The sequence below is a fragment of the Microlunatus antarcticus genome, from assembly GCF_014193425.1.
GTDB lineage: Bacteria > Actinomycetota > Actinomycetes > Propionibacteriales > Propionibacteriaceae > Microlunatus > Microlunatus antarcticus.
This window is the reverse complement of record NZ_JACHZG010000001.1, coordinates 2,226,963-2,242,269: the sequence shown is the minus strand read 5'-3', so window position 1 is coordinate 2,242,269 and position 15,307 is coordinate 2,226,963. Positions and strand designations below refer to the sequence as shown.

General features: G+C 72.4%; 13 protein-coding genes. 8 read left to right on the top strand and 5 right to left on the bottom strand.

Features of this window, described 5'->3' with window-relative positions; all coding sequences use genetic code 11:
- Positions 1-3: 3 nt before the first annotated feature.
- A complete protein-coding gene (locus FHX39_RS10445) occupies positions 4-1,668 on the bottom strand; it encodes a cation:proton antiporter (RefSeq protein ID WP_183338187.1) in 1,665 nt (554 codons plus the stop codon).
- Between the two features lie 81 nt (positions 1,669-1,749).
- Here FHX39_RS10445 and FHX39_RS10440 point away from each other — a divergent pair, with 81 nt between their 5' ends.
- The 4 genes from FHX39_RS10440 (at position 1,750) to FHX39_RS10425 (ending at position 4,708) form a co-directional block, all read left to right on the top strand.
- Positions 1,750-2,166 carry a BLUF domain-containing protein gene (locus tag FHX39_RS10440; RefSeq protein ID WP_183338185.1) on the top strand — a complete coding sequence of 139 codons (417 nt, stop codon included), beginning with the start codon at positions 1,750-1,752 and terminating at the stop codon, positions 2,164-2,166.
- A 387-nt stretch (positions 2,167-2,553) separates the two neighbouring features.
- Positions 2,554-3,120 (top strand): flavodoxin family protein, encoded by a 567-nt coding sequence (locus FHX39_RS10435; protein ID WP_332836770.1) that lies wholly within the window; start codon positions 2,554-2,556, stop codon positions 3,118-3,120.
- Between the two features lie 138 nt (positions 3,121-3,258).
- Positions 3,259-4,107, top strand: coding sequence for an alpha/beta fold hydrolase (locus FHX39_RS10430; protein ID WP_183338181.1), 849 nt, complete (start codon positions 3,259-3,261; stop codon positions 4,105-4,107).
- A gap of 172 nt (positions 4,108-4,279) precedes the next feature.
- The gene (locus FHX39_RS10425; RefSeq protein WP_183338179.1) at positions 4,280-4,708 is read left to right on the top strand and encodes a hypothetical protein; all 429 of its coding nucleotides are present in this window, start codon (positions 4,280-4,282) and stop codon (positions 4,706-4,708) included.
- On the opposite strand, the gene FHX39_RS10420 is transcribed toward FHX39_RS10425, so the two are convergent.
- Positions 4,680-5,678 carry an NADPH:quinone reductase gene (locus FHX39_RS10420; protein WP_183338177.1) on the bottom strand — a complete coding sequence of 333 codons (999 nt, stop codon included), beginning with the start codon at positions 5,676-5,678 and terminating at the stop codon, positions 4,680-4,682. The two genes, FHX39_RS10425 and FHX39_RS10420, sit on opposite strands and share 29 nt — an antisense overlap.
- Positions 5,679-5,903: 225 nt before the next feature.
- On the opposite strand from FHX39_RS10420, the gene FHX39_RS10415 reads away from it, so the two are divergent.
- Both FHX39_RS10415 and FHX39_RS10410 read left to right on the top strand, forming a co-directional pair.
- A complete protein-coding gene (locus FHX39_RS10415; protein WP_198423351.1) occupies positions 5,904-7,940 on the top strand; it encodes an ArnT family glycosyltransferase in 2,037 nt (678 codons plus the stop codon).
- 44 nt (positions 7,941-7,984) lie between these two features.
- Positions 7,985-9,970 carry a glycoside hydrolase family 15 protein gene (locus FHX39_RS10410; protein ID WP_183338175.1) on the top strand — a complete coding sequence of 662 codons (1,986 nt, stop codon included), beginning with the start codon at positions 7,985-7,987 and terminating at the stop codon, positions 9,968-9,970.
- 102 nt (positions 9,971-10,072) lie between these two features.
- Here FHX39_RS10410 and FHX39_RS10405 read toward each other — a convergent pair whose 3' ends face one another.
- Positions 10,073-11,425: a dicarboxylate/amino acid:cation symporter gene (locus tag FHX39_RS10405; protein ID WP_183338173.1), complete on the bottom strand. Its 1,353-nt coding sequence runs from the start codon at positions 11,423-11,425 to the stop codon at positions 10,073-10,075.
- 283 nt (positions 11,426-11,708) lie between these two features.
- Between FHX39_RS10405 and FHX39_RS10400 the strand changes: the two genes are divergently transcribed.
- Positions 11,709-12,191, top strand: coding sequence for a DUF2231 domain-containing protein (locus FHX39_RS10400; protein ID WP_183338171.1), 483 nt, complete (start codon positions 11,709-11,711; stop codon positions 12,189-12,191).
- Positions 12,192-12,212: 21 nt separating this feature from the next.
- On the opposite strand, the gene FHX39_RS10395 is transcribed toward FHX39_RS10400, so the two are convergent.
- Both FHX39_RS10395 and FHX39_RS10390 read right to left on the bottom strand, forming a co-directional pair.
- Positions 12,213-13,622, bottom strand: coding sequence for an SDR family NAD(P)-dependent oxidoreductase (locus tag FHX39_RS10395; RefSeq protein ID WP_183338169.1), 1,410 nt, complete (start codon positions 13,620-13,622; stop codon positions 12,213-12,215).
- A 34-nt stretch (positions 13,623-13,656) separates the two neighbouring features.
- A complete protein-coding gene (locus FHX39_RS10390) occupies positions 13,657-14,607 on the bottom strand; it encodes a 5'-3' exonuclease (RefSeq protein WP_332836769.1) in 951 nt (316 codons plus the stop codon).
- A 50-nt stretch (positions 14,608-14,657) separates the two neighbouring features.
- Here FHX39_RS10390 and FHX39_RS10385 point away from each other — a divergent pair, with 50 nt between their 5' ends.
- Entirely contained in the window at positions 14,658-15,095 is a 438-nt protein-coding gene (locus FHX39_RS10385) for an Lrp/AsnC family transcriptional regulator (protein ID WP_183338165.1), read from the top strand.
- Positions 15,096-15,307: the final 212 nt, after the last annotated feature.

Genomic DNA, 15,307 nt, shown 5'->3' with positions numbered 1-15,307 from the left:
CGCTCAGGCCGCGCTGCCGCGCATCTCGAGGGCGATCTGGGACGCGTCGAGGTTCTCGAGCGCCGCGGCGAGGAGGTCGGCGTCGAAGGTGCCGTGGTCGCGCGCGTCGAGCAGCGCCGTCCGCTGCGCCGCGAGGACCGCCAGCGCGTACGTCCGCGCCGCGCGGAACCCTTCCGGCGTCGCGTCGCGGGGTGCCGTCAGCGCGGGCACCGACTCGGTGCTGGACCGGAGGAGCTCGGCGATCCGCGCCTGCTCGGCCGCGGTCTGCTCGGCGTCCGTCGTGTCGACCTCCGGCGCGATCCGCCGGAGCAGCGGACCGATCGTCCCGCCCTGCAGGGCGAGGGACAGCGCGGCGACCGTGAAGGCGACGAGCACCAGGACCGAGCGCTGCGGCGTGTTCTCGGGCAGGGTCTGCGCCGCGGCCACGGTCACGGCTCCGCGCATGCCCGCCCAGACGACGGCCGTGCCCTCGCGCCAGCCGAGCGGTGCGCGCCGGAAGTACTCGAGGTCGGCGACCGCCTGCGTGACCCGGAACGCGAACCGGTCGAGGGTGCGCTGCGACGCCGTCCGACGGGCCCGCGGGTTGACCTCCCGGAACGTCTCCTGCCGGCCCTCGGGGGTCGTCATCCGTTGCTGCATGTCCTGCATGCGTTCCCGCATGGGGCCGATGCGGGAACCGCGCGCGTGCAGGACGCCCAGCAGCGGGGCGACGTACGCCGTCCGGACGAGGATGGTCAGGACCAGGGCGCCGGCGGCGACGAGCAGGGCGGTGCCGACGCCGCCGTGGTCGCGCTCGACGTTGGTCACGATGGCCTTGATCTGCACGCCCATGGTCAGGAAGACCGCGCCCTCGAGGAGCAGCTCGACCGTCCGCCAGTTCTGGCTGTCCGACAGCCGGCTCTGCGGCGAGAGCATGCGCGGCGCGAAGATCCCCGTGACGAGGCCGGCGACGACGGCCGCGACGAGCCCGGAGGCACCGAGCAGCTCGGCCGGCACGGAGGCGACGAAGGGGACCGCGAACGAGATGACGGTGTTCACCGCCGGGTCTTTGATCCGCTTGCGGACCAGGAGGTTCAGCGAGCCGGCCGCCCAGCCGACGACGGCCGCCACGGCCACGGAGTAGGCGAAGCTGCCCAGCGCACCCCAGAACGAGAAGGACAGGGCCGTCGCGGCGATCGCCGTCCGCAGCAGCACCAGCGCGGTGGCGTCGTTCAGCAGGCTCTCGCCGTCGAGCATGGCCACCACGCGCCGCGACACGGACGTCCGCTTGATGATCGACGTCGCGACCGCGTCGGTGGGGCTGACGATCGCCCCGAGGGCGACGCCCCAGGCGAAGCCGAGGCCGGGGACCACGAGGGAGAAGAACAGCCCGAGCAGCAGGGCGCTGCCGACCACCAGCACCACCGAGAGGCCGCTGATCGCGCCGAACTCGCGGCGGAAGTTCATCGCGGGCATGGACACCGCGGAGGAGTAGAGCAGCGGGGGCAGGACGCCCTCGAGGATCCACTCCGGCTCGATCCGCACGCCGGCGAAGACCGGCAGGAAGCTCGCGCCGACCCCGACGGCCACGAGCACGAGCGGCGCGGCGATCCCCAGCCGCGGACCGGCGACCGCAGAGGCCGCGATGACGACGAGCGCGGCCACCATCACGACGAGCAGCTCGGTCACGAGGACCCACCCTCTCAGGACCCGGGAGGCGACGGGGTGGGTTCCACCTCCGGATGCCGAGCCGTCACCTAGGCTCGCCCTGTGGTCTTCTCGCTGGTGTACTCGAGCACGACCGACCACGACTGGAGCCAGGACGAGCTCGTGGCGCTGCTCGAGTGGAGCCGCGGCTGGAACCACGACCACGGCGTCACCGGCCTGCTCCTCTACCGCGACTGCGCGTTCATGCAGTTCCTGGAGGGCGAGGAGCCGACCGTGAACGGTCTGTTCTCCCACATCAGCGTCGACCCGCGGCACCAGGACGTGGACCTGATGTGGACCAACCACACCGAGCACCGCCGCTTCGGCGAGTGGACCATGGGCTTCCGTGAGATGACCGAGCAGCCCGTCGCGGAGCTCGGCTACAACCGGCTGCTCAACGAGGTCCTGGACGCGGACGAGGACGCTGACGGGCACGGCAGGACGCTGGACGACTTCCTGTCCATGTTCCGCCCGTCCTGAGCGTGACGGCGTTCCGGGCCTGAGGACGCCCGCGGCCCGCCCCGGCTGTTGGCCGCACTTCTCCAGCACGCTCCGCTCGACCGCCGTGACGGCGCGGCTGGCCGGGTCCTCGGCATCGCCATCGCCATCTGCTTCGTCACCGGGCTGATGAGCCGACGATCTACCTCGAGGGCAGCCAGCCGCCGGAGAAGGCGACCCTGCTGCAGGACCACGGGCGAGACCTGACGCTCCTGCTCGGGATCGTGGCCGTCGTGACCCTGGCCCTGCACGCGGTGCGGGTCGCCCGCGACACCCGCGGCTCCCGGTCTGCTCCGCCGATCTCCCGATCCGACCCCTGGTCCGCCCGGCGGTGGTATGGTTGAGCCCTCAACTACTTCAGGAGATGCCGTGCCGACCACCAAGGTCACCATCGTCTACTACTCGCAGTCCGGAACGGTCGCCACGATGGCCTCCCGCCTGGCCCAGACCGCCGAGGCGCAGGGCGCCGAGGTGCGCCTGCGCTCCGTGGGCCGCGACAACGACGAGCCCGTCGAGGGCGAGCCCCAGCGCCCGACCCCGGACGACATCGTCTGGGCCGACGTGGTCCTGCTCGGTTCCCCCACCCGCTACGGCAACATCGCCGGCCGCCTCAAGGTCTTCCTCGACAGCCTCGGCGCGCAGTGGGGCACCGGTCAGCTCGCCGACAAGGTGTACGCCGGCTTCACCTCCAGCCAGACCCTGCACGGCGGCCAGGAGACGACGCTGCTCGCGCTCTACAACACCGTGATCCACTTCGGCGGCATCCTCGTGACCCCGGGCTACACCGACGGTTCCAAGTTCGTCGACGGCAACCCGTACGGCGCCAGCCACGTCACCGGTGCGGCGAACGACATCCCCGTCGGCGACGTCACCAACACCGCGCTCGACCACCTCGTCACGCGCGCGATCAGCATCAGCCGTCGCCTGAACGCCTGAGCCGAGCGCTCCACCCCGGCGTCGAGCCCTGACGTCCGTACGACCCCGGTCCACCGTCTCCTCGTGAGGCGGTGGACCGCGTCGTCTCCGGACCCGCTCCCGGGACGCCGTGGACGTCCGTTCCCGTAGCGTCAGGGTGTGCCGCTCACCCAGCTCGCCGGTCTTGCCGTCCGCACGTGGGGCGACGTCTCGCCCGAGCAGCCGACGGTCGTCGCCCTGCACGGGCTCACCAGCACCTCGGCGGTGTGGGCCGACCTCGCGGCCCGGCTGCCCACCGTGCCCGTGGTGGCGCCCGACCTGCCCGGGCGAGGCGGATCGGTCGACGTGCCGGTGGCCCCCGGGCTGGCCGGGCTGGCCGGGGCGGTGGTGCGGGCCGTCGACGCGCTGGGACTGCGCCGGGTGGTCGTGGTCGGTCACTCGATGGGTGCGTTCCTGGCCCCGCTGGTCGTGCAGCAGCTGGGCGAGCGCGTCGTGGCCGTCGTCCTGCTGGACGGCGGTGTGCCGCCCGAGCGGTCGGTCCTGCTGCGTCCCCTAGTCGTGCGCGCGTTGTTCACCCTCCAGATGCGGCGCACGGTGCGGACCTGGCCGGACGTCGACGCGTACACACGGGTCGCCGAGGGAGGCGCCGCCGCTCACCGGCCCGACCTGCACGCCGGGTTCCACGCCTGGTCCGAAGCCGTCCTCGAACCGCATGCCGGCGGGTTCCGGCCCCGGTTGGACGTCCGGCGGCTCGTCGCCGACGCGGTCGACACCCTGGGTCGGCCCGCGCACCTGCCGGAGCTGCGGGCGACGGCTGCCCCGGTCCACCTGATCGCCGCGGCCCGTGGGGCCGACGACACGCGGCCTGCGTTCCTCTCCGACGGCGCGATCGCCGCGGGCCAGGAGGTCCTGCCCGGTCTGACCTGGGAGCGTGCCCAGGCGAACCACGCCACCGTGCTGTTCGAGCCGGCGACGGCGTCGGTCGTCACGGACCTGCTCAGCCGGTGACGTCGGCTCCCGCGCGGGAGCAGTGGCGGGCTCGGGAGCCGAGCTCCATGACCTACGGTCACACGCTGCCGGGTGTTCTCGGAACATTCCCATCGAGCTCTCAGCATCCAGATCGTCGCGAAACAGGAGGATTCCGCTGCACGAGCCGATGGCGGCGGATCAGGGGGCGGGCGTGGAGTGGGGGTTCTACCTCGTGGGAGTGGTGCTGGCCGCAGGTCTCGGGTTCGCCGGGGGCCAGGTCGCGCTGCTGAGCGACCGGCGGCGACGGGCCACCGAGCCTGAGTCGCGTACGCCCGAGGCGAGGTTCCGCCTCGAGCACCTCGACGGCCTGACCTGGGCCCTGGTCAACGTCGGCGACGCCCCGGGCTCGCTCGTCCGGGTGCTGCCCTTCGTCGACGGGCTCGAGCAGTGGCCGCCGCAGCCGGTCGCCGGTCAGGTGGAGACGGCCACGTCCGAGCTGCTTCCCACCTTGGCCCCGCACGAGTCGATGAGCGTCTGGTTCAGCCGCCACGACCCGGGTCGGCAGGTCATCGTCAGCTGGACCGCCGAGAACAACGTCCGGATGGGTCCGGTCAGGCTGGACGTGCCGACGCCGAGGTGACGTCGAGCAGGACCCGGCGGCGGTTGTCGGTGTCGACCTGGTCGTGCGCCTGCGCTGCCGCCTCGAGCGGCAGCGGCGGGGCGACGTGGATCTCGAGGTCGCCGGCGGCCGCGGCGGCCGTGAGGTCTCTGGCCGCCTGCTGCTTGGCCTCGGGGGGGAAGTCGTCGCTGCCCAGCAACCTGATCGTCACGTTGTCGAAGAGCATCGGCCAGAAGTCGAACGAGGGCCGGTCGGACCGCGTGGCGTAGGCGGCGACGACCGCGCCGTTGCGGACCACGGCGGCGTCGAGGTCGACGTTGTCGGAGAACGCGACCTCGACGACCCGGTCGACGCCGTCCGGCGCCAAGGCGCGGATCGCCGCCACCGGGTCGGGTCCGTCGAGGGCGACGGCGTGCTCACGGAGGCGGTCGGGGAGCGCTGCGAGGTCGCCCGCCCGACGCACCGTCGACACGACGAGGGCCCCGTCGCGGACGGCGAGCTGCGCGGCCAGGGAGCTGACCGCGCCGAGGACGCCGTGCACGAGCACCGTCCGGCCGTGGACCGGTCCGTCGGCGAAGACCGCTCGGTGCGCGGTGACGCCGGGGATGCCGAGGCAGGCCCCGATCTCGTCGCTCACGAGGTCCGGGAGGCTGACGGCGCAGGCCGCCGGGACGACGGTCAGCCCGGCGGCCGTGCCCGACGCGCGGTAGGACTGCGCGCCGTAGACCCAGACCCGCTCGCCGACCCGGTCGGCGTCCACCCCGGCGCCGACGGCGTCGACCACGCCGGCGCCGTCGCTGTGCGGGACGACCCGGGGGTAGGGCATGGTCGAGCCGAGCCAGCCGCGCCGCTTCTTGGTGTCGCCCGGGCTGATCCCCGAGAGGGTCAGCCGGACCCGGACCTCGCCGGGCCCGGGCTCCGGGTCGGGCAGCTCCCCGACCTGCAGCACCTCGGCCGCTGGGCCCTGGCGGTCGTACCAGACTGCGCGCACCGTGCGCTCCTCTCGTCGGGCCCAGCCTGCCCGACCGCCGGTCACGCCCGGTCGGGACCCGCGCCCTCGAGCGGTCTGCCGGTTTCTCGCCGACCGTGGCCCGTGCTGTGGCGTGAGAGCACGATCGAGCCGTCGAGCGGCAGATGACCCAGCACCGCGCAGGCTCACAACAGGCTCACAGGCCGACGAGCGGGACGGCACAGAGCGCTGCTCGACGGTAGGCACGTGTCCAGCTCCCTCCTGCTCCGCGCCCTGCCCACCCGGCGTACCCGTACCGACCAGGTGCTCGAGACCGACGAGACCCGGCGCCGCCCGGGCTCGCGGTCCGTGCGCCGGTGGTTCCTCGGCGGCCCCGACGAGCCGCGCCTCGCGCGCCCGCTGCTCTGGCTCCTGCTGCTGGGGACCGCCGCCCTCTACCTGGTGAACCTGACCAGCTCGGGCTACGCCAACGAGTTCTACGCCGCCGCCGTGAAGTCGGGCACCGAGTCGCTGAAGGCGTGGCTGTTCGGCTCGCTCGACGCCGGGAGCTCGATCACGGTCGACAAGCCGCCCGCCTCGCTGTGGGTCATGGTGCTGTTCGCCCGCGTCCTCGGCTTCAGCTCGTTCTCCCTGCTGCTGCCGCAGGCCCTGATGGGCGTCGGGGCGGTCGCCGCCACGTACGCCACGGTCAAGCGCTGGGCCGGGTCGTACGCCGGCCTCGTCGCCGGGGCGCTGCTCGCCCTGACCCCGGTCGCCGCGCTGATGTTCCGCTTCGACAACCCCGACGCGATGCTCGTGCTGCTGATGACGCTCGCCGCGTACGCGGTCGTGCGGGCGGTCGACAGCCCCCGCGGGCGTGTGGCGCTGCGCTGGATGATCGTCGCCGGCGCACTGATCGGGCTCGCGTTCCTGACCAAGATGGCGCAGGGCCTGCTCGTGCTCCCCGCGTTCGGTCTGGTCCACCTGGTCGCCTCCCCGGAGCGGTTCCGCGCCCGGGTCGGCCACCTGACCGCCGCGGCCGGCGCCCTCGTGGTCTCGGCGGGCTGGTTCATCGCCCTGGTCGCGCTGTGGCCGGCGGCCTCGCGGCCCTACATCGGCGGCTCGACGAACAACTCGCTCTGGGAGCTGGCCATCGGCTACAACGGCCTCGGCCGCATCTTCGGGGCCAGCAGCGGCACCGGCGGTGGGGGCGGCGCGAGCTTCGGCGGCACGGCCGGGCTGACGCGGTTGTTCAACAGCGAGTTCGCCACCCAGATCTCCTGGCTGCTGCCCGCCGCGCTGGTTGCGCTGGTCGCGGGTCTCGTCGTCACCCGGCGCGCTCCGCGGACGGACCGGACCCGCGCAGCCCTGCTGCTCTGGGGCGGCTGGCTGCTCGTCACCGCCGTGGTCTTCTCCTGCATGTCCGGCACCATCCACCCGTACTACTCGGTCGCGCTCGCCCCGGCTCTCGCCGCGGTGATCGCGGTCGGCGGTCGGGCGCTGTGGCTGCGGCGCGACGGCCACGCCGCCCGGGTGACGCTCGCCGCGATGATCGCCGGGACCGCGGTCTGGGGGTTCGTCCTCCTGCAGCGCGACGCGAGCGGCTGGCTGACCTGGCTGGCCTGGACCATGCTCGTGGGCGGCTCGCTCGGTGCCCTCGTCCTGGCCGTGTCCGCCGGCCGCCTGAAGCGTTGGGCCGTGGCCGGGCTGCTGGTCGGCACGTTGTCCGCGCTCGCCGGCACCGCCTCGTTCACCGTCGCCACGGTCGCCTCCGGCCACACCGGCTCCATGCCGACCGCCGGCCCGGCCATCGTCTCCACCTCCTCCGGGATCGGCGGCGGCCAGGGCGGTCCCGGCGGCGGGCAGCCGCCGACCCAGGACGGCACCCGGACGTCCGGCGCGCAGACCGACCAGGCCCCCAGCGGTGCGGGACAGGGCGGGGGAGGCCAGGGTTCGACCACCTCGACCGAGGTCACCGACCTGCTGAACGCCACCTCCACCCGGTGGTCCGCCGCCGTCGTCGGCGACCAGTCGGCCGCCACGCTGATCCTGTCGAGCAGCACGGCGGTGATGGCCGTCGGCGGCTGGGGCGGTAGCGACGACTCGCCCACGCTCGCCCAGTTCCAGGCGTACGTGACCGCCGGCGACATCACCTACTTCATCGCCAGCAGCGGGAACGGCGGCGGCGGCCAGGGCGGGTCCGACTCGTCCGGGAGCCAGATCACGACCTGGGTCGAGGCGCACTACTCCTCCACCACGGTGGACGGGTCGACGGTCTACGACCTGACCTCGCCGACGTCGTGACCCCGCTCTTGCCTCGTGATCATGGACCCGCGATGCTTTCCGCCATGGCGAAGAGGAGCGGGACCGGCAAGCGCAAGCGGTTGACCAGCCAGCAGCTGGGCGGCACGAGCAGCGCGGTCCGCTCGACCCCGATCGGGGACTACGGGTTCCTGAGCGACGGCGAGGTGTCGGCGCTGCTCTCTCCCAACGGCGCGATCGAGTGGATGTGCGTGCCGCGCTTCGACGCGCCGAGCGTGTTCGGGCGGATCCTGGGCCGGGGGGCCGGAGCCTTCCGGGTGGCGCCGGCCGACGTGCTCGTCCCGGTCGAGATGCGCTACCTGCCCGGCACCATGATCATCGAGACGAGCTGGGGCACCCCGACCGGTTGGATCATCGTGCGCGACGCGCTCGTGATCGGCCCGTGGCACCACGAGGAGGACCGGTCCAGGACCTACCGGCGCACGCCCAACGACTACGAGGCCGAGCACATGCTGATCCGCACCATCCGGTGCGTCTCGGGCGAGGTGCAGACGACGATGGACTGCGAGCCGGTGTTCGACTACGGGCAGAAGCACGCCGCGTGGGAGTACACGGAGGGCGGCTACTACTCGGGCACGGCGACCACCGAGGACGACCCGGTCACCGTGACCCTGACCAGCGACATGAAGCTCGGGTTCGAGGGTGGCCAGGCCAGCTCCCGCACGCTGCTCAAGCAGGGCGACACGCGCTTCGTCTGCCTCTCCTGGGGCGGCGCGGTCCCCGTCCGGACGTACGAGGAGGCGTACGAGAAGCAGGTCTGGACGGCGCACCACTGGCAGCACTGGCTGGCCCGCGGCCGCTTTCCCGACCACCCGTGGCGCGGCTACCTGCAGCGTTCCGCGCTGACGCTCAAGGGACTGACGTACGCCCCGACGGGCGCCATCGCCGCCGCGGGCTCGACGTCGCTGCCGGAGACACCGGGCGGCAACCGCAACTACGACTACCGCTACACCTGGATCCGCGACGCGACGTTCGCCCTCTGGGGCCTCTACTCGCTCGGCTTCGACTGGGAGGCGGTGGACTTCTTCGCCTTCATCGCCGACCTGGTCGCCGACCAGCAGGACATCCAGATCATGTACGGCATCGGCGGGGAGAAGGAGCTCACCGAGCGTGAGCTCGACTGGCTGCCGGGCTACGCGAACTCGCGTCCCGTCCGGGTCGGCAACGCCGCGTACGCGCAGCGCCAGCACGACGTCTGGGGGGCGCTGCTCGACTCGGTCTACCTGCACTTCAAGGCGGCCGACCACCTCGACAGCCGGATCTGGGGCATCCTCGACGCCCAGGTGACCGAGGCGCTCAAGTACTGGCGCGAGCCGGACGCCGGGATCTGGGAGGTCCGCGGCGAGCTGCAGCACTTCACGTCGTCCAAGATCATGTGCTGGGTCGCGGTGGACCGCGGCGCCAAGATCGCCCGGATGACGGGGGAGGACGGCAAGGCCGCCGAGTGGGAGCTCGCGGCGCAGGAGATCAAGGACGACGTCCTCGCGAACGGGGTCGACGAGCGGGGCGTGCTGACCCAGTACTACGGGTCGAAGGCGCTCGACGCCTCGGCCCTGCTGGCGCCGCTGGTGCGCTTCCTGCCGGCGGACGACCCGATCATCCGCAACACCGTCCTGGCCATCGCCAAGGAGCTGACGGTCAACGGGCTCGTGCTCCGCTACAAGGTGGAGGAGACCGACGACGGCTTCGCCGGCGAGGAGGGCAGCTTCACCATCTGCTCGTTCTGGTTGGTGTCGGCGCTCTGCGAGATCGGGGAGTACGACCGGGCCCGCAAGCTCTGCGCCCGGCTGCTCTCCTTCGCCGGTCCGCTCGACCTCTACGCCGAGGAGATCGACGCGCACTCGGGGCAGCACCTGGGCAATTTCCCGCAGGCGTTCACCCACCTGGCGCTGATCAACGCCGTGCTGCACGTGATCAAGCTCGAGGCCGAGCAGCAGCAGGCAGCCTCGGGTGCCTGGGCCGGCTCGGTGGACGCCGACGTGTCGTCGGGCGAGGACCGGCCGGATGCGTAGCGGCCACGACGAGACCGTCGGCCCCGAGTCCCAGCGAGGGGTCCGGGACCGGCGGTCCGGTCGTACGGGTGCTGCGGTGCGTACGTCTCGTACGGTGCCGCGTCAGGCGCTGTGCGCGAGCTCCCGGTCGCGGACCTTGGCGTCGCCGCCGGCCTCGTCGATCGAGCTCACCTTGGCGCCGTTGTAGACGTCGAGGTCGAGCAGCCCGTTGCGCTTGGCGACGATCGTCGGCACGAGCGCCTGGCCGGCGACGTTCGTCGCGGTCCTGATCATGTCGAGGATCGGGTCGATCGCGAGCAGCAGGCCGACGCCCTCGAGCGGCAGGCCCAGCGTCGACAGCGTCAGGGTCAGCATGACCACGGCGCCGGTGATGCCGGCGGTGGCCGCCGAGCCGACGACGGAGACGAAGGCGATGAGCAGGTAGTCCGTCACCCCCAGCGGCACGCCGAACAGCTGGGCGACGGTGATCGCCGCGAGCGCCGGGTAGATCGCGGCGCAGCCGTCCATCTTGGTGGTGGCGCCGATCGGGACGGCGAAGGACGCGTAATCCTCCGAGACCCCGAGGTTCTTGGTCACGACGCGCTGGGTCAGCGGCAGGGTGCCGACGGAGCTGCGGGACACGAACGCGAACTGGATCGCGGGCCAGGCGCCGGCGAAGAAGCGCCGCGGGCTCAGACCGTGCGCGCGGGCGAGCAGCGGGTAGACGACGAAGAGCACGACGAGGCAGCCGACGTACACGTCGACGGTGAAGACGGCGAGCGGCGCGACCAGGTCCCAGCCGTACTGCGCGACCGCGCGACCGATGAGGCCCGCGGTGCCGATCGGTGCGAGGCGGATGACCCACCAGGTGATCTTCTGGAAGATCGCCAGGGCACCCCGGACGACGGCGAGGAACGGCTCGGCCGGCTCGCCGACCGAGAGCGCCGCGGCGCCGATGACGATGCCCAGCACGACGAGCTGCAGGACGTTGAAGGAGAGGCCGCTGCTCGACGACCCGAGGCCGAGGATGTTGGCCGGGACGATCGAGGTGAGGAAGTCGAGCCACGAGCCGGAGCGTGAGGGGGCCTCGGCGCCGGCGGTGCTGATCGTGGCGCTGGAGCCCGGGTTGGTGACCAGCCCGATGACGATGCCGATCGTCACGGCGATGAGGGCGGTGATGGCGAACCAGACCAGCGTCTGGACCGCGAGCCGCGCGGCGTTGGTGACCTGCCGGAGGTTGGCGATGCTGACGATGATCGCGGTCAGGACGAGCGGGACGACGACGACCTGCAGCAGCTGCACGAAGGTGCTGCCGATCGTCTTGAGCGTGGTGGCGAGCCAGCCGATCTGGCCCTCGCGGGCGACGAAGCCCAGGACGAGGCCGACGGCCAGGCCGAGCAGGACCTGCGCCCAGAAGGGCAGGTGGAGACGACGCCGTGCGGGGGCGTCGGAGGTGGTGGACGGAGCAGAAGACACGGGAGAGACCTCGGGGTGACGAGACGGGTGGGGGTCAGCGACGCGCGGAGCGGTGGTCCGCCAGCTCCAGGCGGCACAGGTCGATGACCCGCCGCCCCCATCCCGAGGTCAGCACCTAGGACCGAACCGTCGGGGTCGACCTCACATCCCCCCGTGCGTCACCCGGAATGGTGTGAGGACGGTCGCAGCGCGCTGAACCTCAGCCCGGGCTGCCTCGTTGAGAGGACGTCAACCGTCGTCAAGCCTCGGCCCCAGCCGCGGGCCCCGGCCCTGGGAGGTTCAGGTGTTCGACTCCATCGGCGGCATGCCGCTGCACCCGCTCGTCGTCCACGCGGTGGTGGTGGGCGCTCCGCTCGCCGCCCTGCTCGGTTTCCTCTTCGCGGTGCCGCGCCTCCGGGCGTGGGCGCGCTGGCCGCTCGCCGTCGTCTCCGTCGGCGCCTTCGCGGCCGCCGTCGTGGCCAAGGAGAGCGGGGAGGGCCTGCAGCGGACGCTCGGCCTCGAGGGCGGGGACAACCCCGTCGCGGCCCTGATCGCCCGGCACTCCCAGCTGGCGACGCAGCTGCTCGTCGTCCTCGCCGCGTACGGGGTGCTCGCCCTGGCCTGCGCGTTCCTGGTCGGTCGCCGGGCCGGGGTGGTCCGCGCGGTCGACCGGGTCCTGCCGCTCGCGCTCGTCGTCGTCGGCGTGCTGGTGCTCGTGTGGTGCTACCGCGTCGGCGACATCGGCGCCCGGGCCGTCTGGAACCCGACGGGCACGCAGACGTACTGAGCGCCGGTCGGCGCCGGGGACCTACCCGTTCGCGAGGGCGGCGGGGCCGTCGGCGCGACGGATGTCGATCACGTGCCCGGTGGCGTCGGAGAGCAGCACGTCCAGCGACTGGCGGGCGACCTCCTCCGACGCGAGCAGCGTGCCGGGCGGTTCCTCGCCGAAGGCCTTCGTCCGCATCGGGGTGCCGGTGCGCTCGGGGTTGACGCAGTTCACGCGCACGCCGTCACCGGCCCACTCGTCGGCGAGCGCCTGGGTCAGGTTGACCACGGCGGCCTTGGCGGAGGAGTAGAGGGAGTAGCCCGACCGGCCGCGTGTGTAGGAGGACGAGGTGAAGAGCAGGAGCGACCCGCCGCTCGCCGCGAGGTGCGGGAAGAACTCCTGGGCGATGAAGACGGGTGCCAGGTAGTTGACGTCGGTGGCCGCGTAGACCGTCTCCTCGGTCAGCTCGACGAGCTCGCCGCGCGGCAGCACCCCGGCGGTGTTGACCACGTAGTCGATCCGGTCGGTCTGGTCGAGGACCGTACGGGCAGCCGCGGCGATGTCGCTGCGACGCTCGACGTGCGTCGCGGTGCTCGACCGGGAGAACGTGTGCACGGTGGCGCCGTACGACTCGGCCAGCGCGGCGATGTCGCCGCCGATGCCGTACGAGCCGCCGAAGACGACCATCGTGCGGCCGGCGAGCCGGGCGCGGTAGCCCTCGTCGTCCAGCGGCTCGGGGACGTCGGCCGACGTCAGCTGGAAGAGCTTGTCGGCGATGTAGACGTCGATCGGCTCGGTGACCTTCATGTTCCGCTCGTGCCCGGCGACCACGGCGACGGGGACCTCGGGCAGGTAGCGGAGCACGACGGTGCAGTCGTCGGTCGCGCTGAAGTCCGGGTCCAGCGCGGCGTTCGCGTACGCGGCGCGGATCGTCGAGAGGCGGAAGCTCTGCGGGGTCTGGCCGCGGCGGAGCAGGTGGCGGGGGAGGACGTCGGAGATGTTGCCGTCCGTCGCGTCGACGGAGATGACGGTGTCGGCGGACGGGATGGCGGTGTCGACGGCCCGGTGGGTCTGCAGCGCCTCGACGTTGGCGGCGATGATCGTCTGCGAGACCAGCGGCCGTACGGCGTCGTGCAGCAGGACGTTGCACTCGGTGTCGCCGAGCGCGGCGAGCGCGGCCGCGGTGGTGTCGTTCCGGGTGCCGGCACCCTCGAGGATCTGGCTGACCTTGTCGTAGCCGCCCTGACGCACGATCGCGCGGATCTCGTCGAGGTAGCCGGGCGTCATCATCACGAGGATCTCGTCGACCAGCGGCGACGCCTGCATGGTCGCGATCGTGTGCTCGATGATCGGCTTGCCGGCGATCTTGATGAGCTGCTTGGGGATGTTCAGACCGACGCGCGTGCCAGTCCCCCCGGCGAGCACGACGGCCACGTTCCGCAGTTTGTCCACCGGCCGACCTTAGGCCGTCAGGACTCCTGGGCCCTCACGGACGCGCCATCGCCGCCAGCACGCGCGTGGCGCTGGTGCCGAGACCGAGGCGTTCGGTGAGCGCGGCGAACAGCTCCGGGTCCGCGGGCTCCGTCGGCAGCGCGAGGTCGTCGAGGGTCACGCCGAGGTCGAGGTCGCGGGCGACGGCGACCACCTCGGGGGCGACGGCCAGGTAGTCGATCGCCGTGTGGAGCTTGGCCCGCACGGACGCGCTGATGCGGGTGTCCGGGGCGCTCGCCGCCTTCAGGATGCCGGCGAGGTCGCCGTAGGAGCCGATCAGGCTGGCCGCGGTCTTGTCGCCGATGCCCGAGACGCCGGGCAGGCCGTCGGAGGCGTCGCCCCGCAGCGTCGCGAAGTCGACGTACGCCGACGCCGGCACGGCGTAGCGGTCGCGCACCCAGGCCTCGTCCACCTGCTCGTGCTTGCCCACGCCGCGGGCGATGTAGAGGACGCGCACCTCGCGGGCGTCGTCGACGACCTGGAAGAGGTCGCGGTCGCCGGTCACCACGTCGACCGGGAGCGGGAGCGTGGTGGCGAGCGTCCCGATCACGTCGTCGGCCTCGTAGCCGTCCGCGCCGACCACCCGGATGCCGAGGGCCGTCAGCACCTCGCGGATCCAGGGCACCTGCGTCGCCAGGTCGGCGGGCGCGGACTCGCCCTTGGTGTCGGCGGAGGAGGACATCTCGCTGATCACGCTGGTGGGGCCGGGCGCAGGGGTCGCCCCGGCCACGCGGTGCGCCTTGTAGGTCGGCAGCAGCGCGACGCGCCACGCCGGGCGCCAGTCGTTGTCCCAGCAGCAGGCCACGTGGGTGGGGGAGTAGACCTCGACGAGCCGCGTGATGAAGTCGAGCAGGCCGCGTACGGCGTTGACCGGCAGCCCGTCCGGCGACCGCAACGAGTCCGGGACGCCGTAGAACGCACGGAAATACAGCGATGCCGTGTCCAAAAGCAAAATTTTTCGCGTTCGCACGGGTCTGATCCTGGCACGATGACGCCATGGAGCAGCTGGACCAGCGCATTCTCGCGCTGCTGGCCCGGGACGGCCGGATGTCCTACACCGACATCGGCAAGGAGACCGGCCTCTCCACCTCGGCCGCGCAGCAGCGGGTGCGGCGCTTGGAGCAGCGCGGGGTGATCAAGGGCTACCGCGCCGTGCTCGAGCCCGCGGAGCTCGGCCTGCAGGTCACGGCCTTCGTCGCGATCAAGCCGTTCGACCCGAGCGCCGCCGACGACGCCCCGCAGCGGTTGTCGCACATCAACGAGATCGTCTCCTGCTACTCGGTGGCCGGCGAGCCGAGCTATCTGCTCAAGGTCCAGGTCGGCAGCATGACCGACCTCGAGTCCCTCCTCGCCCGCATCCGCGCTGACGCGGGCGTCTCGACCCACACCACGACGGTTCTGTCGGTTCCCTACGAAGACCGAGCGCCGCTGTAGTTCTGTCCTCGCTCCGCTCCGACGCTGGTCCCGCCACTCGGAGTGGGTCGGAGAACGCTCCCTGAGCTTGTCGAAGGGCCTCGAGGAGGTCGGCGTCTTTTCGGGCCCAGACCCTGCGGCGCGGAGCGTGTCCCCTGAATCCGGAGCCTCAGATGCCCCTGTGAGCGCTCACACCGCCCTTCGAAGCGATCTGGCGCTTCGAAATGAGGAGA